Consider the following 21,201-nt stretch of genomic DNA (forward strand, 5'->3'; position numbering starts at 1 on the left):
AACATGTAATTCTAAAGCTATTACCATTCCAACAGAATGGTAATGAATTGACTGTGCCAAATAACCGAAGTTATTCGTATTGGTCACTCAGTTCATTGAAATCAATTTTGATTCCGAAGAATCTGTTTTATCTAACGATAAAACGTTTTGATATTCATCAACGAGTGCCCACACAGATTGATAGGTTTAAATTGTTAAAGAGCTTAACTTCTTGAGCGTTCCTTTTAAGTAAGGGCCTCTCGAAGTGGACGGCCATTCTAGCGAATTAACATTCAGTGTCAAACACTTTTTGAAAATTAATTTTTTGTCGCTTTCCGTCTTACTGATTCTTGCTGAAGCCTTGTGGCGTCTGCCGTCTCAGTGGTGTCGCATTATAGGGAACCCTCTCAGCTTAGCAACTACTTTTTCATAAAAAATGAATAAATAGGGGTTAACTGCCTAATAGTTCACCTAAACGTAAAAAAGAGAGCATTTCTGCTCTCTTTTTGCTCAAAACCTAAGGGTATTGTTAGATAAATGCGTAAGCATCAGCGTACATATGGTCACGCTTTGCTTCTTTATTCTGAGTAAATAGGTCTCTTGCAGCGCCCGCCATTTCAAAACGACCTGCAATATAGATATCGAAATCAGCTAATGATTCGAAACTTTGCGTAATTGCCTCAAGCACATTACCTGTTTGGCCGTGCCAAACTTCCGGTGCTTCTTCTACTACCGGTACAAAGTGCACATTGCTATGCTTTTCTGCAATGCCAACCAACTCTTCTTTCGCATATAACTGGCACTCATCTTTTGCGCCCCAGTATAGGTAGATCTCTTTCGAGCTATTTTGCGCGATGCAGTGATCAAGAATAGAGCGCACGTAGCTGAAACCCGTGCCACCAGCAATAAGTAATAGAGGGCGATCACTTTCTTCTTTGATCCAAGCATCTCCGTGTGGCGCATCAATAGCAATATCGCCATCTTCAGCTTGTGCCTTCTTCATCGCTTCAACGACTTCGAGTGCGTAAGCATTATGCTCGGCAGCACCAATATGCAGCTCAAGCTCACCTTCGTGGCGGCAAGGGCTACTTGCGATAGAGAATGGGCGCTTATCTTTCTCGCCCATTTCAACCATCAGGTACTGGCCCGCTTTAAAAGCGACCGGTGTTTCTGGGTGAAGTAGGATTTGGTAAGTATTACAAGCCAAAGGCTCGATAGACTTCACTTTACATTTAATAGTCATGTTCTTCCTCTTACTAACCCTTAATCGGCAAAGGTTAGAACTAAATTACTTTCTGCAAATGCTTGGCAAGCAAAAATCCAGCCTTGTTGCTGCTCTTTCTCTGTGAGCATGGGTTCAAGGTGGTAACTCACTTGCCCTTCTAATTTTTTGCACATACACATTGCGCATGCGCCAACTTGGCAACGGTTTGGGAAATAGATATCGCTGTTGAGCGCAGCATCCAAGACCGTTTGCCCTTTTTCTACTGTGAAACTGATGTTTTCTGGGTATAAGACTACTTGGTAGCTCATGAAATTCCTAGTTGTTCCCAGATGCTATCAATCTTTTTCACGACATCAGGATCTTTTGTGATTGGAACACCCCACTCACGCAGGCATTCACCTTCCCACTTATTGGTCGCATCGAGGCCTATTTTTGAGTGTCCAGTTTCGTTCTGTAGGAATAACGTATCTCTCGCCGGATCCATCCTGGTCGTTACCGCCCAAATGATGTCATTCCAATCACTCACGTTGACATTACCGTCACACACGATAACAAACTTGTTCTCATCAAATTGAGACCAAACCGCTTCCATGATTTTCTTACCATTACCGGCAGCTTGCTTATCAATAGACACCACAACCATGCTGGCATTGTCGTTTTGCAGGTGAATATCAATAATTTCAGGATGAACTTTGGTTAACTCAGCCAAGCTACCTTCTATATGTTCACTATTTACAGGTGCTGTTTGGACATCTGGCGATAACGCTAACTCTGCGTCCCACTTCTTAGTGATATCTAGACCCATCTTAGAACCCAACCCAACCACGGGTGAGGCAAAATCCAATGAATCGATCGGCGTGTTCTCTATCATCAGGCTATCGCGTGACGGATCCATATGTTCGCACATCGCTGCGGTTACTTGAGACCAATCACGTGCATTCACATCTTCATCGCACACCAATACAAATTTGGTGTACATAAATTGGCGTAAGAAAGACCATACACCCATCATGACTCGCTTAGCGTGACCTGGGTATTGCTTCTTCATGGTCACTACTGCCATTCGGTACGAACAACCTTCAGGCGGTAGATAGAAATCTTCAATCTCTGGAAACTGCTTTTGAAGAATAGGCACAAACACTTCATTGAGCGCAACACCCAATACCGCAGGCTCATCAGGTGGACGGCCAGTATAGGTGCTGTGATAGATAGGGTTCTCGCGCATGGTTACATGAGTAATAGTAAACACATGGTGCTTTTCTTTCTCGTTATAGTAACCAGTATGATCTCCGTAAGGCCCTTCATCTGCGAATTCATTCGGGTCGATGTAACCTTCCATCACGATTTCAGCACTTGCAGGAACTTCTAAGTCGTTGCTGATTGATTTAACGACCTCAGTTTTACTACCACGTAGTAAGCCTGCAAACGCGTACTCCGATAAAGTATCCGGCACAGGCGTAACCGCACCAAGAATGGTGGCAGGGTCAGCACCAAACGCTACCGATACCGGAAATGGTTTACCTGGGTTGGTTTCCATCCAATCACGTAGATCCAATGCTCCACCACGGTGGGCTAACCAACGCATGATGATTTTATTCTTGCCGATCTTTTGTTGACGATAGATGCCTAAGTTTTGGCGTTTCTTGTTTGGACCACGAGTAACCGTTAAACCCCATGTTAGCAATGGCGCGACATCGTCAGCCCAACAGCTCATCACGGGAATTTTATCCAGGTCGACGTCATCGCCTTGCCATACCACTTGTTGGCAAGCCGCTTTGCGAAGGCGTTTAGCCGGCATGTTCAAGACTTGCTTAAATACAGGCAGTTTATCAAGAGCGTCTTTAAAGCCTTTTGGTGGCTCAGGTTCTTTTAGGTAAGCAAGCAACTTACCCACTTCACGCAGTTCTTTGACTTCTTGACGCCCCATACCAATAGCAACCCGGTTGGGTGTACCAAATAGGTTGGTCAAAACAGGCATGTCATAGCCTACTGGATTTTCAAACAAAAGAGCCGGGCCACCAGCACGTAGAGTACGGTCGCTGATCTCGGTCATTTCGTAGTCTGGATCGACTGGGTGAGAAATGCGTTTCAACTGACCAATACTTTCAAGATGGTCGATAAAATCACGTAAATCTTTAAAACTCATAGGACTTCTACATGCTGATTATTCTGCGCTCAGTATATCAAAAAGGGTGACGCTGAGATCCCCCTTTTTAGTGTGGTTATTGAGAGGCAAAATCCACTTTACGGTAATGCTTGCTCGATCAAAGAGCTCTTCACCTGAGGGTTATCATTGACGAGATCTTGCAACCATCGCGTATGACCTTGTTTGGCGAGTTCACGCGCGACTAATGGTGCTTCATCAGCAATCGCCATCCTAGAGACAAGGAACAGCTTCACCTCTTCTGATAACGGGTTAACTTTGGTAAGCAAAGTAATCGCTTCATCTTTCAAACGCGGGTTCTTAGTCGCCGCCATTACTTGTTCAAGCGCGAACGTTTGTTTGGTTTCAGCAAGGCGGACTAGCTCAGCTTGGCTATGATAATCGGCCTTCATTCGCCACAGAATCTTATAGACCTCTGGGTCTTCGCTCACTTGCGCTAATCGAACCACCACCTCAGTAGAAGGTAACCAGCTAACAATAGAAGATGCGGTGAGTTGCTTAGTTAGGTAATCAACCGCTTCAGGAGACAAACTGTCTAGCTCTCTAATGAGCAACGCTTCTCGCGTTTGAACTTGATGTTCAGATCCAGATAACCACTCTTTTAGGTCGAGTTCCTGTTTCTCTGCATCTAGCACAAATACCAATGTCTTCTGATCTTGACGCCATTGTTTGATAAGGCGATTAGCAATTGAAGGGTAATTAAAGGCAGGTACCGTAAACTCATAGCCATCTCCACGCTCTAAGACTTGATAAGTGGGCGTGATAGCAAGTTGCTGCTCAATGAAGATAGACATCTTGGGTGTGAGTACGATTTTTTGCTGTTCAAGCTTCTTCAAGAGTTGGTAACGAGCCACCTCTTGCTGGGGAAATGTCAGGCGCTCAAGCGCAAAGCGTAGCGAATTGACTTCGTCACGTACGACAAGCTCGAGTAGTTCAGCAGTTTTCAGTTTTACTTGATCATTCTCAAGCCAAGACTCTACTGTAAGTGGAGACATCTCGGTGGCATAGCTCATACCAACCGGTGAAAATAACAGTGAAGTAGACAGGAGTAATGATGACAACAGTCCATGTTGCATTTTAACTTCCTTGTAACACTTTTACTCATTCTGCAAGCTGTCGCTACAAAATGCAAATAAAAAGCGCCACCCGAGGGCAGCGCTTATTAAATAACGATCAGCTAATCAATATTACTGACGACGCATTGCGTCAAAGAACTCATCGTTCGTTTTCGTCATTGCTAGCTTGTCGATAAGGAATTCCATTGCGTCGATTTCGCCCATTGGGTGAACAATTTTACGTAGGATCCACATCTTCTGTAGTTCATCGTTCTTGGTAAGAAGCTCTTCACGACGAGTACCAGAGCGGTTGAAATCAATCGCTGGGAATACGCGTTTTTCAGCAATCTTACGGTTAAGGTGCAGTTCCATGTTACCTGTACCTTTGAATTCTTCGTAGATAACTTCATCCATCTTAGAACCAGTATCAACCAGTGCTGTTGCGATGATCGTTAAGCTACCGCCTTCTTCTACGTTACGTGCCGCACCGAAGAAACGCTTTGGACGATGAAGAGCATTCGCATCAACACCACCAGTAAGAACTTTACCTGATGAAGGAATCACAGTGTTGTAAGCACGAGCTAGACGAGTAATAGAATCCAGTAGGATAACTACGTCTTTCTTGTGTTCAACAAGGCGTTTCGCTTTCTCGATAACCATTTCTGCAACTTGTACGTGGCGTGATGCTGGCTCATCGAATGTTGAAGCAACTACTTCGCCTTTAACTAGACGCTGCATTTCTGTTACTTCTTCTGGACGCTCATCGATAAGTAGAACCATTAGTTCACACTCAGGATGGTTACGTGCAATGCTTTGAGCAATGTTTTGCAGAAGCATTGTCTTACCCGCTTTAGGCGGAGCAACAATCAGACCACGCTGACCTTTACCAATTGGAGATGCAAGGTCAAGAATACGAGCCGTAATATCTTCAGTCGCACCATTACCCGCTTCCATCACCATACGTTCGTTAGCGTGAAGAGGAGTAAGGTTTTCGAAAAGAATCTTGTTACGAGCGTTGTCTGGCTTGTCGTAGTTAACCGTGTTTACTTTAAGCAGTGCAAAGTAACGCTCACCGTCTTTAGGTGGACGGATTTTACCGCCAATAGAGTCACCTGTACGTAGGTTAAAACGACGAATTTGGCTTGGTGATACGTAGATATCATCTGGGCCAGCCAGGTATGAACTGTCGGCGCTACGTAGGAAACCAAAACCGTCTTGAAGAATTTCTAGAACACCATCACCAAAGATGTCTTCACCACTTTTTGCATGCGCTTTAAGGATGGAGAAGATAATGTCTTGTTTTCTTAGGCGAGCTTGATTTTCAAGACCTAAGCTTTCGCTAAGTTTAACAAGCTCAGACACAGGTCTGTTCTTCAGTTCAGTAAGATTCATAGTGGTGGAAGTTTGTTTAGTCAAAATAGGATCTGTTTTCTTAAGTTAAGAAGGATTTGGTCACAGGATCGACCAAGAAGAGAAATTCGTTCAATTAACGTGCGATAAATTAGCACTAAAACTAAGACTAGTCCATAGCTTAGAAAAAACAAAACCGCGCATTTGTTAACTGCACGGTTTCTTTTCAAATGCTGACCTGATTATAGGTTAGCGTCTAAGAACTCTTTAAGTTGAGTTTTAGATAATGCACCAACTTTAGTCGCTGCTACGCCGCCATCTTTGAAAAGAAGTAGCGTTGGAATACCGCGAATACCAAACTTTGGTGGAGTACCAGCATTTTGGTCGATATTTAATTTACCGATTGTGAGCTTGCCTTCGTACTCGTCTGCGATTTCATCAAGAATCGGCGCAATCATTTTACATGGACCACACCATTCTGCCCAAAAATCAACAAGAACAGGGCCTGCAGCGTTGATTACATCGTTATCAAAACCGTCATCAGTTAGCTGCAAAATCTTATCACTCATCTTCCACTCCAATGTATTTTTTAGAACTGGTTGGATGATAACCAGTAAATAGATGCCCTATTGGAATGTATTTACTTTCGTATTGCAAGCTTAAGCTGATATTCTATAGCAATGAAAAAGACGCATATCACAGAGCAAAAGTTCGCCGACTTGGATTTACTTCCGCAAGTCATTGAAGGATTGGAGAAAAAAGGGTTCGATTATTGTACCCCTATCCAAGCCTTGGCGCTCCCGGTACTGCTCACCGGCCAAGACATTGCAGGCCAGGCCCAAACGGGTACTGGTAAAACGCTTGCGTTTCTTACTGCTACTTTTAACCACCTGCTAAAAACACCTGAGCATGAAGGGCGTAAGCCTAACCAGCCACGTGCAATTATTATGGCACCAACGCGTGAACTCGCGATTCAGATCTACAACGATGCTGACTCTCTGGTTGAAAGCACAGGTATCAAGGCAGCACTAGCTTACGGTGGCGAAAGCTACGACAAGCAACTAGGTAAAATCGAAGAAGGCGCAGATATCTTAATTGGTACAACTGGCCGCATCATCGATTTCTACAAGCAGAAGGTATTTAACCTTAACCACATTCAAGCTGTTGTTCTTGACGAAGCTGATCGCATGTTCGATCTTGGTTTCATCAAAGACATCCGCTTCTTATTCCGCCGTATGCCTGAGCCAAAAGATCGTCTGAACATGCTGTTCTCTGCGACATTGTCTTACCGCGTACAAGAGCTAGCGTTCGAACACATGCACAACCCAGAGCATGTTGTTGTTGAGCCAGAGCGTAAAACAGGTCACCGCATTCAGGAAGAACTGTTCTACCCATCAAACGAACACAAAATGGCACTGCTGCAGACTCTAGTTGAAGAAGAGTGGCCAGAGCGCGCTATCATCTTCGCTAACACTAAGCACAAATGTGAGTCTGTTTGGGGTCACCTAGCTGCAGATGGTCACCGTGTTGGCCTGCTAACTGGCGATGTTCCTCAGAAGAAACGTGAAAAGATTCTTGAGCAATTCACTAAAGGTGATGTTGACCTGCTTGTCGCAACCGACGTTGCAGCACGTGGCCTACACATTCCTCAAGTAACACACGTATTCAACTTCGACCTACCTGATGACTGTGAAGATTACGTTCACCGTATCGGCCGTACAGGTCGTGCTGGTGCAAGCGGTCACTCGATCAGCTTTGCTTGTGAAGATTACGCAATCAACTTGCCACCAATCGAAGAATACATTGAGCACGCTATCCCTGTGTCTGACTACGATGCTTCTGCACTGCTAGAAGATCTACCAGCACCATTGCGCTTACGTACACGCAACCCGCAACAACGTCGCTCAAACAACAATGGCCCACGCAACGGTAACCGTAAACCAAACCAGAACCGTCGCCCACGCCAACCGCGTCATAACAAGGAAGCTTAGTCGCTTATGAGTCAAACAGTGTCACCCCCGCTTTACGCTGCAATCGACCTCGGGTCGAACAGTTTTCATATGCTCGTTGTGCGTCATATCGATGGCAGCGTACAAACCATGGCTAAAATTAAGCGCAAAGTGCGTTTAGCTGCAGGCTTAGATGAAAATAATGCGCTTAGTGCAGAAGCCATGCAGCGCGGTTGGGACTGTTTGAGTCTCTTTGCAGAGCGACTGCAAGATATTCCGAAAGAAAATATCCGCATTGTCGGTACAGCGACCCTACGTACTGCTATCAATGTGGATATATTTCTAGAGAAAGCGAACCAGATCCTTGGTTACGACATCAATGTTATCTCCGGTGAAGAAGAAGCTGCGACTATCTATAAAGGCGTAGCACACACTTCTGGTGGCAGCGGCCGCCGACTGGTTGTTGATATTGGTGGCGCAAGCACCGAGATGATCATTGGTGAAGGCTTCTCAGCGAAAGCACTAACCAGCCTGAAGATGGGCTGTGTTACTTGGCTTGAGCGCCACTTTAAAGATCGCCAATTAACCGCAACCAACTTTAACAACGCCATTGAAGCGGCGAAATCAACGTTGGCTCCTATCCTAGATAGCTACACAGATATCGGATGGGATGTGTGTGTGGGCGCCAGTGGTACCGTTCAAGCACTGCAAGAGATCATGTTAGCGCAAGGCATGGATGAAGTGATTACTCATGCCAAACTTAAGCGCCTACAGAAACAAGCCATGATTACAGAGCGCTTGGAAGAGCTAGAAATCGAAGGGCTGACCCTTGAACGCGCATTAGTGTTCCCGAGTGGCCTTTCTATTCTTATTGCTATTTTTGAGCTGCTTGAAATAGATTCAATGACACTCGCAGGCGGTGCCCTCCGTGAAGGCCTAGCTTACGAGATGGTTGATGAGCTGCGCCAAGAAGATATCCGTGCACGTACCATTAAGAGTGTTCAATCACGCTACCAAATGGACGTAAGCTACGGTGAACAAGTTGCTGTAGTCGCACAAACGTTGCTAAACCAAGCCGGCGCCGAAGCGTGGGTTTCAGAGCCTCAAGCTGGTGTACTATTGCAAACAGCGGCTAAGCTTCACGAGATTGGTTTAACCATCGATTTCAAAAAAGGCGGTGAGCACAGCGCTTACCTGCTGCAGAACTTAGACCTACCTGGCTTTACTCGAGCGCAAAAGCACTACTTGGGTGAGTTAACTCGTCGCTACCGTGAACAGTTAACCTCATTACCAGAGCAACACGCTATCTCAGGCACCAGTAGCAAGCGTATCTTACGTATTCTGCGTTTGGCTATTTTGTTGACTCACCGTCGTAACCCAGACCTTGAGCCACAAGTGACACTGACAGCCAATGGTGACAACTTAACGCTCACCATCGATAAGCAATGGCTTGCGAGTAATCCACTGACCGCCGCTGAACTAGAGATCGAATCCAACCGTCAAACAGACATTGGTTGGCCTCTGACGATCGCAGAGTCGTAATTCTTATACTTGTTTAGATACACAAAAGGCCTTCACAATTGAAGGCCTTTTTATTACTCACTTCCCTGCACGCTTCCTTTGTACACTTCATCTCATAAACTCCATTACGAGAGTGCTCACTTCGAACCATCGAATTATTCCGATTGAATAGGAAATGCTTTCTTCCACTTTTTACGGCGATAGTCGCTGTATACACAGTAGAGTTTGAAGGTGATAAGGATGAACATGGCGAGCCTCATAATGACAAAGAGCCGCCATTCTACAAACGTACACGTTCTCCACATCACCAAAGGATTACCATTCAATAATAACGATATAAATAAAACATAAACCAACAGCTTACCAATTACTTATAATGAAAAATAAGTTATCTGGGTAGTGATTTTGAAGATACAGAGGGAGAAAAATCGCTAGAGAAGAAAAGAAAAATAGAGGGGAATAAGCGCCCTTCAACGAAAATCAAAGGGCACTGAATGATTAAGGTCTTATCGAACTATCGATAGTAAAAAGCTATGCGTTCACGCCTGTCGCTTTAAAGTCAGGGTTCACTGCGGTTAGCTTTCTAACAATGTAGTTAAGAAGCACGCCGTACATAGGCACGAACAAGCCTAGGCTGATGATAAGTTTGAATCCGTAATCGACTAAAGCAATCTCAGTCCAATGCTCGGCCATGAATGGATCTGGGCTTTGGTAGAAAGCAATCGCAAAGAACGCGATGGTATCAATGGCATTACCGAATAACGTTGAGCATGTTGGGGCTACCCACCACTGTTTAAGCTGACGTAGGCGGTTGAAAACATGCACATCCAAAATCTGACCCAATAAATAAGCCATGAAGCTCGCCGCGGCGATACGTGCAACAAACAAGTTGAACTCACCTAGTTGGCTAAAGCCTTGGAATGAACCTTCAAAGAACACCACTGACAAGAAATAAGAAACGGCCAGCGCTGGTAACATCACTAAGAAAATGATTTTACGAGCAAGCTGCGCGCCAAAAATGCGTACAGTCAGATCGGTCGCTAGGAAGATAAACGGGAAAGTGAAAGCACCCCAAGTGGTGTGCATACCGAAGACGGTAAAAGGTAGCTGAACCAGATAGTTGCTTGACGCAATAATCACCAAATGGAACAAAACTAATAGTGCTAGGGCTTTGCGCTGTTGCGCAGGGGTAAAGTTACTCATGCTGTACCTTTTTAGTTTGGTTTGGGGGTGAGGGAACCCAAATCGAGTCATTTCTTCGAATAATCCAAGAAAGCTCTTACCAATAATGTGAATTAAAAATGTATCTAAAAATTGCTCTGCTGAGCGGCGGGCGATTATACATTAATCAATATTGGCTGCAACGGTGAGAACAAACGCAAACGTTTATTCTCACTTTTATTGGCGAATAGCGCTAGAAACCATGTTTTGAAAGCTGGTTTAAAAGCTACGTTTTAGAAGCGATGCTAAAGTTAAAAACCGCGCTTGAAAAGCGTCGCAAGATAATCAAACTCTTCTCGGCTTTCTTCAGCGTTTAACGACTCAAACCAAATTGATTCACTGTAATGTTCAGACTTTAAGAACATTCGACAATCTTCAAAATCAATCAACCAAGAATGCATATCGGCGTCCCATTGCTTTTCAACAACTGACGCTGACAGCAACGCCACCAGCTTTTCACCTAGTACTTCGTAAGAATCAAAATCAAAACTTGGAGACGTAATCAATAAACGCCCTTCCTCAGCTAAATATTCTCTTAAGCCAAATTCTGTTTGTGTTGTCATGTCCCTATCAACCTTATTCTTTTTCTATTAGTTAGACGTTTCTTGCAAACTAGCCGTGTGTGGTGATGTGTTCTTGAATCAGGTCTAGGAATGGGTCTGCGTACTTATCCAGTTTACGTTGACCAACACCGTTGACTGCCAGCATCTCACCGTATGAGGTAGGCAGTATTTCAGCCATATCAATCAAGGTCGCGTCACTGAATACCACATAAGGTGGTAAGCCATCTTCATCTGCAATCGACTTACGCAGCTTTCGCAGTTTCGCAAACAGCTTCTTATCGTAGTTCTTACTGCTCAGTTTATCGGACTTCGCATTACGCACCGCGGTATCTAAACGAGGAACAGCCAACTCCAAAGACATCTCACCGCGCAGCAGCGGGCGGGCTTCTTCTGTTAGCTGTAAAGTTGAGTTACGAGTGATGTTCTGGAACAGCAAGCCTTTGTGGATTAACTGACGGAAGATACTGATCCAGTAATCGTGGCTATGGTCGCGGCCAATACCGTAGGTAGACAGCTTATCGTGACCATTATCGCGGACACGGATGTTCTGCATGCCACGCATTACTTCGACCACGTAGCCCATACCAAATGACTGATTAACGCGGTACACACAAGACAACGCCTTCTGTGCTTCTTGGGTCGCGTCAAAGTGTTTTGGTGGATCTAAGCAGATATCGCAGTTGCCACATTGCTTCTCGCGATATTCGCCAAAGTAGTTAAGAAGAACCTGACGACGACAGGTTTGTGCTTCGGCAAAAGCACTCATCGCGTTCAGCTTGTGCATCTCAACTTGTTTTTGCGGGCCGTCTTCTTTCTCATCCAGCATACGACGCAGCCAACCCATATCAGCTGGGTCAAACAGCATCATCGCTTCAGCAGGTAAACCATCACGACCTGCACGGCCAGTCTCTTGATAGTAGGACTCGATATTACGTGGGATATCAAAGTGCACTACGAAACGTACGTTGGGTTTGTTGATGCCCATACCGAAAGCCACAGTCGCGACCACGATCTGAATATCATCGCGTTGGAAGGCTTCTTGAACGTAAGCACGCTCATCGGTGTCCATGCCTGCATGATAACCCGCAGCGCGAATGCCGTTATTGCATAGCTTCTCGGTTACCATCTCCACTTTCTTACGGCTGCCACAGTAGATGATGCCGCAATTGCCCTTTTGTGTTTCTAGGTAGCGAACCACCTGTGACACGGGTTTGTGCTTCTCAACTAGGTTGTAGCGAATATTAGGGCGATCAAAGCTGCCTAAGTAAGTGTGCGGATCTAGGAGCTGCAAGCGCGAGATAATATCTTTACGCGTCGCATCATCGGCGGTTGCTGTGAGCGCCATGTAAGGCACATGCGGGAAATACTGTTTAAGCTGGCCTAACGATGCGTATTCAGGGCGGAAGTCGTGACCCCATTGAGAGATACAGTGCGCTTCATCGACTGCAATCATCGAAAGCGGTAAGCCTTGAAGACGTTCGATAAAGTCACGCATCAACACGCGCTCTGGCGATACATACACCATTTTTAGCTGACCTGAGTTCATGCGATTGAACACATTCAGCAATTGGTCACGTGGCATTGAAGAGTTAATACACTCAGCGGCAACGCCATTGGCCTTCAATTGGTCAACTTGGTCTTTCATCAACGAGATCAGCGGCGAGATAACCAGAGTCAGCCCTTCACGAACCAACGCCGGGATTTGGTAACACAGAGATTTACCACCACCGGTTGGCATAATCACCAAGCTGTCTTTGCCTTCAACGGCCAAATCAATGACCTCTTGCTGACCATCGCGAAAGCTTTGATAGCCGAACACATCTTGCAAGATGGTTTGCGCATCATTCGCGGGAGTTGGTATTTGCTCAGCAATCAGAGTGGCGGTCATTGTGGTTCCTAATCGAGGTATGAAATCAGCAAGCATCTTCGGCAAGCAAGTCGCACATTGTAGAGGGGAACGCTGGCGAATTAAACCGCAAATTGTTAGGTGAAAAGGGTTATCGCTCCTATACTGACCAACTCTCTTATAAATCTTATTAATAAGCACTCAGTGCTAGAGAAAGATGCATGACACAGGAAGAACAACAACGTACGCGCCAGGGAGTTTTGCTTGCCGTCGGTGCCTACACAATGTGGGGGATCGCCCCTATATATTTCAAATCTTTAAGTGACGTTTCCCCATTAGAGATACTCAGCCACCGTGTAGTATGGTCTTTTTTCCTACTCGCTTTCTTACTACACATTGGCCGCAGCTGGCGTAAAGTCCGCGATACCCTGACCTCAAAACCAAAAATGCTCTATTTGGTAGCGACGTCTATTTTGGTGGGTGCAAATTGGCTGATCTTTATCTGGGCGGTGAATTCCAATCACATGCTCGATGCCAGTTTGGGGTATTACATCAACCCGCTGATTAACGTGTTACTTGGGATGCTCTTCCTCGGCGAACGCTTACGTAAGCTGCAATGGTTTGCAGTGGCTCTTGCTGCGATTGGCGTATTAATCCAATTGATTGCCTTCGGCTCAGTACCGATCGTCGCCATTGCCCTAGCCTTTAGCTTTGGTTTTTATGGCTTGCTGCGTAAGAAAGTCAGCTTAGAAGCGCAAACAGGTTTGTTCATTGAAACTCTGGTGATGCTGCCTCTCGCCGCAACCTACTTACTGTTTATTGCCGATAGCCCGACCTCAAACTTATCGATGAACCCGATGCAACTCAACCTGTTACTGGTTGCTGCCGGAGTGATCACCACGGTTCCATTGCTGTGTTTTACTGGCGCTGCAACTCGCTTGAAGCTATCAACACTAGGTTTCTTCCAGTACATAGGTCCAAGCTTGATGTTCTTACTGGCGGTTCTGATTTACGGTGAAGCCTTTACCTCAGATAAAGCGATCACCTTTGCTTTCATATGGGGAGCACTGGTTATTTTCAGCTTTGATGGCCTGCGTAACAACAAGAAGAACAAACGCGCTAAACAGTGATATTGATCGTTTTTTACAAGACAATCCCTTAATACGCAGATAAGCTTGGTTAAATTGATGACTATTTGACCAAGCTTTTTTGTACCATGGATAAAGTCCACTACTACTCTACTCCAACAGAAGATATCAGCCTGATCCAAGCTCAATACCAAGAGTTTGCCTTTCAACGCCACTATCATTTGGACTTTCACATCGGCTTAATTACCCAAGGGCAGCAAAAATTCGCCTATAAAGGGACGAGCCACCATGTCGGTGCAGGCCAAGTTGTTATCATGCCACCTGATGAGCTGCATGATGGGCACTCCAAACTCGATTCGGGTTATCAAGTCAGTGTGTTTGCAGTTTCTCCCCAGTGGTTTCAAGATCTTGCCGATCCCAAGCAAAATGGTCACACATTAGGCTTTTCTGAGTTGATCCTCTCAGATCAGGCTGCGTTTTTACAATTACGTAACTTACACGGTCTGTTAATCAATCAAAACATCAGCCAACTCGCTCAAGATTGCTTACCATTCGAGGGGTTCTCGACGATTGTCGATCGTTATGCCAAATTTGGATCGAAGAGCGACATCAAACTGGGCAATCAATCGATAGATACACTCAAAGACTATTTGATGGCGAATTTGGATCAGCCAGTGCGATTAGAACAACTGTCTGAGCTGTGCGGCTTAACCACAACTCAATTCCAACGCCACTTTAAGAACAGAATGGGCATCACCCCTTATGCGTGGCTGAGCCGTTTACGTATGGAGCAGAGCATGCGCCTGATTAAATCTGGGATCTGTGGTACTAAAGTCGCGCACCAAGTAGGCTTCTATGATCAAGCACACTTCTCCAAGGCATTCAAAACCACATTCGGCGTACCACCCTCACAAATCAACTAAGTGTTGATAATTTACAATTGCTCGATTTCAAATCGCGGTAAGCTACGCTCAATACGATTACTTATTTAAAATAGCGGCAACGTTATTGAGAACTGACATGAACGAAGTCACCATACTGATCACCCTCGCCTCTATCCATTTCATCGCTTTGATGAGCCCCGGCCCAGACTTTGCGTTAGTCGTGCAAAATGCGACACGCCACGGCAGACAAACAGGCTTGTATATTGCGCTTGGTTTATCTTGCGGGATCTTACTGCATTCGTTGTTGAGCCTGACGGGAATCAGTTACCTAGTCCACCAGCAACCAACGCTATTTGCCATTATCCAATTGGCTGGCGGTAGCTACTTGCTGTACTTAGGCTACGGTGCCCTTAAAGCAACCTGGCAAATCATTCAGAACCACGATGATGACGACGATACCGTCAATGCCAAAGATCTTATTTTGACCAACAAGCGTCAGGCATTTTCGAAAGGGTTTGCAACCAATATTCTCAACCCAAAGGCTTTGGTGTTCTTTATCAGCTTGATGTCGAGCTTAGTGCCTGCCGACATGTCTCTATCAGGTAAAGGCTTTGCGCTTATTATCCTGTTTGGTCTGTCTCTGTTTTGGTTTTCACTACTGGCGTGGATGCTTTCGACTAAGGCTCTACAGAAGAAACTTAGCGAAGCAACGGTATACATCGATGGCTTATGTGGCGTGGTATTCAGCCTTATTGGCGTGAGTATTCTTTGGCAGTCGCTGTCCGGTTTAATCGCTTAAATTCGAATCAAGATTACAATTCGTTAACAACGCACTGGCTATCTGATCTTTCCACTGCCAATCTAGCTCTGCATATTAAAAGGAGAAGATCATGCAGTGGAAAACAAAACTAACAACCCTCGCCACTTCTACCCTACTTTTTGCCTCTCACGTCAGTTGGGCAAATCAAGCTGCCGATTCAGTCGCACCCGAACAAAGTAGTGGTTTAGAAACCAAACAACTCGTTAAAGCCAACGATTGGATGGTCACCGCGGCCAACCCTCTTGCCACACAAGCTGGCGCCGATGTACTTGCTCGTGGTGGTAACGCCATTGACGCCATGGTTGCCGTGCAGCTTATGCTTGGCTTAGTGGAACCTCAGTCATCCGGTATTGGTGGCGGTGCGTTCCTTGTCTATTTTGATGGTAAAGAGAAACAGCTCAAGACCTACGATGGCCGTGAAACTGCGCCGCTTGATGCCACACCACGTCTATTCCAAGACGAAAACGGACAACCGCTTAAATTCTATGATGCCGTGGTTGGCGGTCGTTCTGTTGCCACGCCGGGCACGGTGCAATTGCTGTGGGACACTCACCAGAAATACGGCAAGTTAAAATGGGCATCACTGATTAAACCTATCGCTCAGCTGGCTGAAGAAGGTTTCACCATCAGTCCACGTTTAGCCACCTTGATTGAGAATGACCAAGAGCGACTGAGCCGATTTACGACAACTAAAGCCTACTTCTTCAATGCCGATGGCAGCCCAAAAGCCGCTGGCACGCAACTTAAGAACCCTGAATACGCGGCCACGTTAAACGCTATCTCGAAGGATGGTGCTAAAGCCTTCTACCAAGGTGAGATTTCTGCCGACATCATTAACACAGTACAAACGGCTAAAGGTAACCCGGGCGTATTGGCACAGAAAGACTTCGACGCCTATTCGATCAAGCAGCGCGAACCGGTTTGTTCTGCTTATGAAAGCTACGATATTTGCGGAATGGGACCACCAAGTTCAGGTGCATTGACGGTTGGACAAATTCTCGCAATGACCGAGCAGTTTGATCTTAAATCATGGGGGCCAAACGACGCAAAATCTTGGCAAGTGTTAGCGGACGCTTCTCGTTTAGCCTTTGCAGACCGTGGTATGTACATGGCAGACCAAGATTATGTGCCTATGCCAACCCAAGGGTTAGTGAATACTGACTATTTGCAGGAGCGTGCTCAGTTAATTACCGCAGGTAAGGCATTAGACAGCGCACCTTCAGGCACCCCACCGTGGGATCATGCGATGCAGAGAAGCCAAGATGTTTCTATTGAGTTGCCGTCCACCAGCCACTTCAACATTGTCGATAGTGATGGCAATGTCGTATCGATGACCACCACTATTGAGAATGCCTTTGGCTCACGTTTGATGGTTAGAGGTTTCCTACTCAACAACGAACTGACGGATTTCTCATTCAAGACCCACAACGATGGCAAGCCTATCGCCAACCGACTGGAACCGGGTAAGCGTCCACGATCTTCTATGGCACCGACCATCATCATGCAAGACGATAAACCTTACATGGCGATTGGCTCTCCGGGCGGCAGTCGTATCATAGGTTATGTGGCGCAAGCGATCATTGCCCATACCCAATGGGACATGGATATTCAGCAAGCGATCAACCAACCACACTTCCTAAACCGCTTCGGTACCTTAGATTTGGAAAAAGGAACATCAGCGGAAAACTTCAAACCTGAGTTAGAAAAGATGGGATTTGAGGTCAACGTTCGCGATCTTAACTCGGGTTTACACGCTATTCGCATCACAAAAGACGGGTTAGAAGGTGCTGCAGACCCTCGTCGTGAAGGTGCGGCTATCGGCCAATAAGCGAAAATACTCCCTTTTTACTCCCTGTCTTGTGCGAGATCTCTCACAAGGCAGTGAGTAAATATCGATATTTAACTGCGAAATTAGTCACCTATACATCGTAACCAATTGAAATAAAACGACACGTACATTTATCGCTCAAATAATTATATAGAAATTCCCTTATGCACCATTGCTGATAAATAAGGAATCGGTAATATGAATGGTGTCGGAAGGATGCTGACACGGAACAGGAAACGCCAAGGACTTGGTTATCGTCAGGATGAAGATTCGATTACTCAGGATGAATAATCGGCATGGATAGCGAAATGGACATTGAATGGACGCAATAGTAACTAGGATGGTTGCTACTAAGGAAAGACAATGGACACCTCTGGACGAGGAAAGGACTGAACATCAGGATGATGTAAAGGACACCGCTCAAGGAACAAGTGACGCGCGCTAACGAGGATTGTTGGCAGATCAGGATAAGATCAAGGACACCGCTAGGAAGGCGACGAAAGGAATACGCTGAAGGATAACAGCACACTATCATGGATTTGATGCATGGAGCACACTTAGTAGCCGGATTGCTGCGAGTAAGACTATAGACCCCGATGAGCGCAAGCTCTCGGGGTTTTTCTTTATCTGCCGTTTCATTTATTCCCTTCTCAGCAAATAAATCAAAGACCTTTGATTACAATTCTGACATTTAAAGCATTCACTTCTTAACCACTTCAGAGTAACGTAAGTCGAACTAGGCTCAACTAGTTTCATAACCATAATTAAACTAAGGACAATTCATGTCACACGTTACCTTCAAAGGCGCTGCTGTACCGCTAACAGGCACATTCCCACAAACTGGCGAACAAGCACCAAGCTTTGCACTTACTGCAGGCGATCTTTCTGAACTGACTCTTGCTTCTCTTGAAGGCAAGAAAGTGGTTCTAAACATCTTCCCAAGCATCGACACAGCAACTTGTGCAACGAGCGTACGTACGTTCAACGCAAAAGCGGCTGAGCTTGAAAATACGGTTGTGGTTTGTATTTCTGCTGACCTACCGTTTGCTGCGGGTCGCTTCTGTGAACTAGAAGGCATTGAAGGCGTTCAACACGCTTCAACTTTCCGTTCTCCTGCGTTCGCATCAGACTACGGCGTAGCGATTGCTGAAGGCCCACTATCTGGTCTAACTACACGTGCAGTTGTGGTTGTTGATGAAAAAGGTGTGGTAACACACAGCGAGTTGGTTGCAGAGATCACAGAAGAACCAAACTACGAAGCGGCACTTGCAGCACTGTAAATCTTCTTCCTAGGCAGAAATGCCTTAAGCTCGATTCAACCTAGTTAGACTGGTTCCGAGCAATAAAAAAGAGCAGCCATTGGCTGCTCTTTCTGTTTTTTATACGGGTTACTTTTAAATGCTGAATGGTTTTTAAAGACCAAACTGCTTTCTAAATGCTGAAGTAGCAGATTACAGCTGTTCTAAACGCGCGTAAGCCGTTACTAACCACTTGATGCCTTCACCGTTAAACGCGACTTGAACTCGGCTCTGCGGGCCACTTCCCTCGAAGTTGATGATGGTACCTTCACCAAACTTAGGATGCTTAACGCGCGAGCCCAAACTAAAGCCCGTTTCATTGAAATTCTCTTTCACGGCGGTTTGGCTAAAGCGACCGCTGCTTGCAGGACGGCTCACTTGTGCCTTCATACGCACTTCATCCAGACAGGTCTCTGGTAGTTCACGAATAAAGCGAGATGGTTTGTGGTATTTATCCTGGCCATACAATCGACGCATCTCTGCGTAGGTGATGTAAAGCTTCTCCATTGCACGAGTCATGCCTACATAGCACAGACGACGCTCTTCTTCCAAGCGCCCTGCTTCTTCAGCAGACATCTGACTTGGGAACATGCCTTCTTCGACACCCACCATGAATACCATTGGGAATTCTAGGCCTTTGGCACTGTGCAGAGTCATGAGCTGAACCGCGTCATCAAACTCATCAGCCTGACCTTCACCCGCCTCTAACGCTGCATGAGTCAAGAAAGCAGTAAGCATGCTCATCTCATCCGCTTCTTCTGGCTTTTCAAATTGACGCGTTGCCGTTACCAATTCTTCCAAGTTCTCAATACGCGCCTTCGACTTCTCACCCTTCTCTTGCTCGTACATCGCAAACAGACCCGACGATTTAATCACGTGGTCGGTTTGTTCATGCAGGCTAAGTTCTAGCGTGTCATCTTCAAGCGCATTAATTAGCTCGATAAAGCGACTCAATGCACCCGCAGCACGACCGGGTAGCACTTGCTCTTCTATCAAAGCAACACTGGCTTCCCACATGGTTGCACCACGATCACGCGCTGCAAGACGAATCGTTTCTAACGTTTTATCACCCAAGCCACGCGTTGGCGTATTAACCACACGTTCAAACGCCGCATCATTACTGCGGTTGCTCATTAAGCGCATGTAGCTCAAAGCGTCTCTGATTTCTTGACGTTCGAAGAATCGCATGCCGCCGTAGATTCGGTAAGGTAGACCACCTTGGATCAAAGCTTCTTCAAGAACACGCGATTGAGCGTTATTACGATAAAGCATTGCGGTATCTTCTAGCGCGCCGCCTTTCTCCTGCCACTCTTTGATTTTGCTAACCGTGAAACGCGCTTCATCTAGCTCGTTATAAGCCGAGTACACAGAGATTGGCTCGCCATCGTTGCCATCGGTCCACAGCTCTTTACCCATACGTTCGGTGTTGTTCGAGATAAGCTCGTTCGACGCCTGCAGAATGGTTTTAGTTGAACGGTAGTTTTGTTCGAGTCGAACCGTTGAAGCACCTGGGAACTCATCCAAGAACTTTTGAATATTTTCGATCTTCGCGCCACGCCAGCCATAGATAGATTGGTCATCATCGCCTACGATCATCACGCGACAATCTGGGCCTGCCATCATACGCAGCCAAGCATACTGAATGTTGTTGGTATCTTGGAATTCGTCGACAAGGATATGCTTAAAGCGAGCTTGGTAGTGCTCTCGGATGTGTTTCTTATCGCGTAATAGTTCATGCGATCTCAGCAAGATTTCCGCAAAGTCGACCAAACCAGCACGGTCACATGCTTCTTGGTAAGCAGAATAGATCTTTAACCACGTTTGAGTTATTGGATCATGGTAGGCATCAATGTGACTTGGGCGTAACCCCTCGTCTTTCTTGCCATTGATCCACCAAGAAGCTTGCTTGGCAGGCCACTGCTTTTCATCAAGATTTTGCGCCTTGATTAAGCGACGTAGCAAACGAATCTGATCATCAGAATCTATGATCTGGAAATCTTCTGGCAGTTTTGCATCTAGGTAGTGAGCACGAAGGATGCGGTGACAAATACCGTGGAAGGTGCCGTTCCACATGCCTGACGAACTACCCATCATCAACTCTTCAATACGACCACGCATTTCTGCTGCCGCTTTGTTAGTGAAGGTAACTGACATAATAGAGAACGGTGATGCTTGCTCTACACTTTGCAGCCAAGCGATACGATGCACCAACACTCGCGTTTTACCACTGCCAGCACCTGCCAGAATAAGTAGGTTTTCTAAAGGTGCCGCGACCGCCTCACGTTGTTTATCGTTTAGGCCATCGAGTAAAAGCGAAGGATCTATCATTGGATATGCTCACTACTGGGTATTTATACATAAAAGTTGATTATAACCTAAACACTAGGCTGCGTTTAGGATAATAAGAAGA

At 45.9% G+C, this 21,201-nt stretch carries 17 protein-coding genes; 7 read left to right on the plus strand and 10 right to left on the minus strand.

The window, feature by feature from the left end:
- Positions 1 to 508 precede the first annotated feature (508 nt).
- From fre to trxA, 6 genes are all read right to left on the minus strand, one after another.
- Positions 509 to 1,222 carry an NAD(P)H-flavin reductase gene (fre, locus tag AB4484_RS22745; protein ID WP_017055264.1) on the minus strand — a complete coding sequence of 238 codons (714 nt, stop codon included), beginning with the start codon at positions 1,220 to 1,222 and terminating at the stop codon, positions 509 to 511.
- Positions 1,223 to 1,242: 20 nt separating this feature from the next.
- Positions 1,243 to 1,512 (minus strand): 2Fe-2S iron-sulfur cluster-binding protein, encoded by a 270-nt coding sequence (locus AB4484_RS22750; RefSeq protein WP_008224727.1) that lies wholly within the window; start codon positions 1,510 to 1,512, stop codon positions 1,243 to 1,245.
- Positions 1,509 to 3,350 (minus strand): 4-hydroxy-3-polyprenylbenzoate decarboxylase, encoded by a 1,842-nt coding sequence (gene ubiD / locus AB4484_RS22755; RefSeq protein ID WP_372080529.1) that lies wholly within the window; start codon positions 3,348 to 3,350, stop codon positions 1,509 to 1,511. Before ubiD ends, AB4484_RS22750 begins: the two co-directional genes overlap by 4 nt.
- 98 nt (positions 3,351 to 3,448) lie before the next feature.
- Positions 3,449 to 4,444, minus strand: coding sequence for a hypothetical protein (locus AB4484_RS22760; RefSeq protein WP_017059249.1), 996 nt, complete (start codon positions 4,442 to 4,444; stop codon positions 3,449 to 3,451).
- A 111-nt stretch (positions 4,445 to 4,555) separates the two neighbouring features.
- The gene (gene rho, locus AB4484_RS22765; RefSeq protein ID WP_017062978.1) at positions 4,556 to 5,815 is read right to left on the minus strand and encodes a transcription termination factor Rho; all 1,260 of its coding nucleotides are present in this window, start codon (positions 5,813 to 5,815) and stop codon (positions 4,556 to 4,558) included.
- A 200-nt stretch (positions 5,816 to 6,015) separates the two neighbouring features.
- The gene (trxA, locus tag AB4484_RS22770; protein WP_010440700.1) at positions 6,016 to 6,342 is read right to left on the minus strand and encodes a thioredoxin TrxA; all 327 of its coding nucleotides are present in this window, start codon (positions 6,340 to 6,342) and stop codon (positions 6,016 to 6,018) included.
- A gap of 111 nt (positions 6,343 to 6,453) precedes the next feature.
- Here trxA and rhlB point away from each other — a divergent pair, with 111 nt between their 5' ends.
- On the plus strand, positions 6,454 to 7,764 hold the full coding sequence (rhlB, locus tag AB4484_RS22775; RefSeq protein WP_048610414.1) for an ATP-dependent RNA helicase RhlB: 1,311 nt from the start codon (positions 6,454 to 6,456) through the stop codon (positions 7,762 to 7,764).
- 6 nt (positions 7,765 to 7,770) lie between these two features.
- Positions 7,771 to 9,264 (plus strand): guanosine-5'-triphosphate,3'-diphosphate diphosphatase, encoded by a 1,494-nt coding sequence (gene gppA / locus AB4484_RS22780; protein WP_372080531.1) that lies wholly within the window; start codon positions 7,771 to 7,773, stop codon positions 9,262 to 9,264.
- A gap of 510 nt (positions 9,265 to 9,774) precedes the next feature.
- On the opposite strand, the gene AB4484_RS22785 is transcribed toward gppA, so the two are convergent.
- The 3 genes from AB4484_RS22785 to recQ form a co-directional block, all read right to left on the minus strand.
- Entirely contained in the window at positions 9,775 to 10,446 is a 672-nt protein-coding gene (locus AB4484_RS22785) for a 7-cyano-7-deazaguanine/7-aminomethyl-7-deazaguanine transporter (RefSeq protein ID WP_017061333.1), read from the minus strand.
- 269 nt (positions 10,447 to 10,715) lie between these two features.
- A complete protein-coding gene (locus AB4484_RS22790) occupies positions 10,716 to 11,027 on the minus strand; it encodes a DUF3630 family protein (RefSeq protein WP_017061332.1) in 312 nt (103 codons plus the stop codon).
- A gap of 49 nt (positions 11,028 to 11,076) precedes the next feature.
- Entirely contained in the window at positions 11,077 to 12,915 is a 1,839-nt protein-coding gene (gene recQ / locus AB4484_RS22795) for an ATP-dependent DNA helicase RecQ (protein ID WP_372080533.1), read from the minus strand.
- Positions 12,916 to 13,094: 179 nt separating this feature from the next.
- Between recQ and rarD the strand changes: the two genes are divergently transcribed.
- The 5 genes from rarD (at position 13,095) to tpx (ending at position 18,773) form a co-directional block, all read left to right on the plus strand.
- Positions 13,095 to 14,003, plus strand: coding sequence for an EamA family transporter RarD (gene rarD / locus AB4484_RS22800; RefSeq protein ID WP_017061330.1), 909 nt, complete (start codon positions 13,095 to 13,097; stop codon positions 14,001 to 14,003).
- 86 nt (positions 14,004 to 14,089) lie between these two features.
- The gene (locus AB4484_RS22805) at positions 14,090 to 14,884 is read left to right on the plus strand and encodes an AraC family transcriptional regulator (protein ID WP_048617962.1); all 795 of its coding nucleotides are present in this window, start codon (positions 14,090 to 14,092) and stop codon (positions 14,882 to 14,884) included.
- A gap of 97 nt (positions 14,885 to 14,981) precedes the next feature.
- Complete coding sequence (locus AB4484_RS22810) at positions 14,982 to 15,644, plus strand: LysE family translocator (RefSeq protein WP_017072452.1); 663 nt, start codon at positions 14,982 to 14,984, stop codon at positions 15,642 to 15,644.
- A gap of 91 nt (positions 15,645 to 15,735) precedes the next feature.
- Positions 15,736 to 17,493: a gamma-glutamyltransferase gene (gene ggt / locus AB4484_RS22815; protein WP_372080535.1), complete on the plus strand. Its 1,758-nt coding sequence runs from the start codon at positions 15,736 to 15,738 to the stop codon at positions 17,491 to 17,493.
- 782 nt (positions 17,494 to 18,275) lie between these two features.
- On the plus strand, positions 18,276 to 18,773 hold the full coding sequence (tpx, locus tag AB4484_RS22820) for a thiol peroxidase (protein ID WP_050635162.1): 498 nt from the start codon (positions 18,276 to 18,278) through the stop codon (positions 18,771 to 18,773).
- A gap of 171 nt (positions 18,774 to 18,944) precedes the next feature.
- Here tpx and uvrD read toward each other — a convergent pair whose 3' ends face one another.
- The gene (gene uvrD, locus AB4484_RS22825) at positions 18,945 to 21,119 is read right to left on the minus strand and encodes a DNA helicase II (RefSeq protein ID WP_017061325.1); all 2,175 of its coding nucleotides are present in this window, start codon (positions 21,117 to 21,119) and stop codon (positions 18,945 to 18,947) included.
- Positions 21,120 to 21,201 lie beyond the last annotated feature (82 nt).

Source organism: Vibrio sp. 10N.261.46.A3, assembly GCF_041472995.1.
Lineage (GTDB): Bacteria > Pseudomonadota > Gammaproteobacteria > Enterobacterales > Vibrionaceae > Vibrio > Vibrio coralliirubri.

Excerpts from the sequence above, each read along its gene's own strand:
- fre (WP_017055264.1), bottom strand. The coding sequence starts at position 1,222 with ATGACTATTAAATGTAAAGTGAAGTCTATCGAGCCTTTGGCTTGTAAT.
- AB4484_RS22810 (WP_017072452.1), top strand. The coding sequence starts at position 14,982 with ATGAACGAAGTCACCATACTGATCACCCTCGCCTCTATCCATTTCATC.
- rarD (WP_017061330.1), top strand. The coding sequence starts at position 13,095 with ATGACACAGGAAGAACAACAACGTACGCGCCAGGGAGTTTTGCTTGCC.
- uvrD (WP_017061325.1), bottom strand. The coding sequence starts at position 21,119 with ATGATAGATCCTTCGCTTTTACTCGATGGCCTAAACGATAAACAACGT.
- AB4484_RS22790 (WP_017061332.1), bottom strand. The coding sequence starts at position 11,027 with ATGACAACACAAACAGAATTTGGCTTAAGAGAATATTTAGCTGAGGAA.
- AB4484_RS22750 (WP_008224727.1), bottom strand. The coding sequence starts at position 1,512 with ATGAGCTACCAAGTAGTCTTATACCCAGAAAACATCAGTTTCACAGTA.
- trxA (WP_010440700.1), bottom strand. The coding sequence starts at position 6,342 with ATGAGTGATAAGATTTTGCAGCTAACTGATGACGGTTTTGATAACGAT.
- gppA (WP_372080531.1), top strand. The coding sequence starts at position 7,771 with ATGAGTCAAACAGTGTCACCCCCGCTTTACGCTGCAATCGACCTCGGG.
- tpx (WP_050635162.1), top strand. The coding sequence starts at position 18,276 with ATGTCACACGTTACCTTCAAAGGCGCTGCTGTACCGCTAACAGGCACA.
- ubiD (WP_372080529.1), bottom strand. The coding sequence starts at position 3,350 with ATGAGTTTTAAAGATTTACGTGATTTTATCGACCATCTTGAAAGTATT.
- rhlB (WP_048610414.1), top strand. The coding sequence starts at position 6,454 with ATGAAAAAGACGCATATCACAGAGCAAAAGTTCGCCGACTTGGATTTA.
- recQ (WP_372080533.1), bottom strand. The coding sequence starts at position 12,915 with ATGACCGCCACTCTGATTGCTGAGCAAATACCAACTCCCGCGAATGAT.
- AB4484_RS22805 (WP_048617962.1), top strand. The coding sequence starts at position 14,090 with ATGGATAAAGTCCACTACTACTCTACTCCAACAGAAGATATCAGCCTG.
- rho (WP_017062978.1), bottom strand. The coding sequence starts at position 5,815 with ATGAATCTTACTGAACTGAAGAACAGACCTGTGTCTGAGCTTGTTAAA.
- AB4484_RS22760 (WP_017059249.1), bottom strand. The coding sequence starts at position 4,444 with ATGCAACATGGACTGTTGTCATCATTACTCCTGTCTACTTCACTGTTA.
- ggt (WP_372080535.1), top strand. The coding sequence starts at position 15,736 with ATGCAGTGGAAAACAAAACTAACAACCCTCGCCACTTCTACCCTACTT.
- AB4484_RS22785 (WP_017061333.1), bottom strand. The coding sequence starts at position 10,446 with ATGAGTAACTTTACCCCTGCGCAACAGCGCAAAGCCCTAGCACTATTA.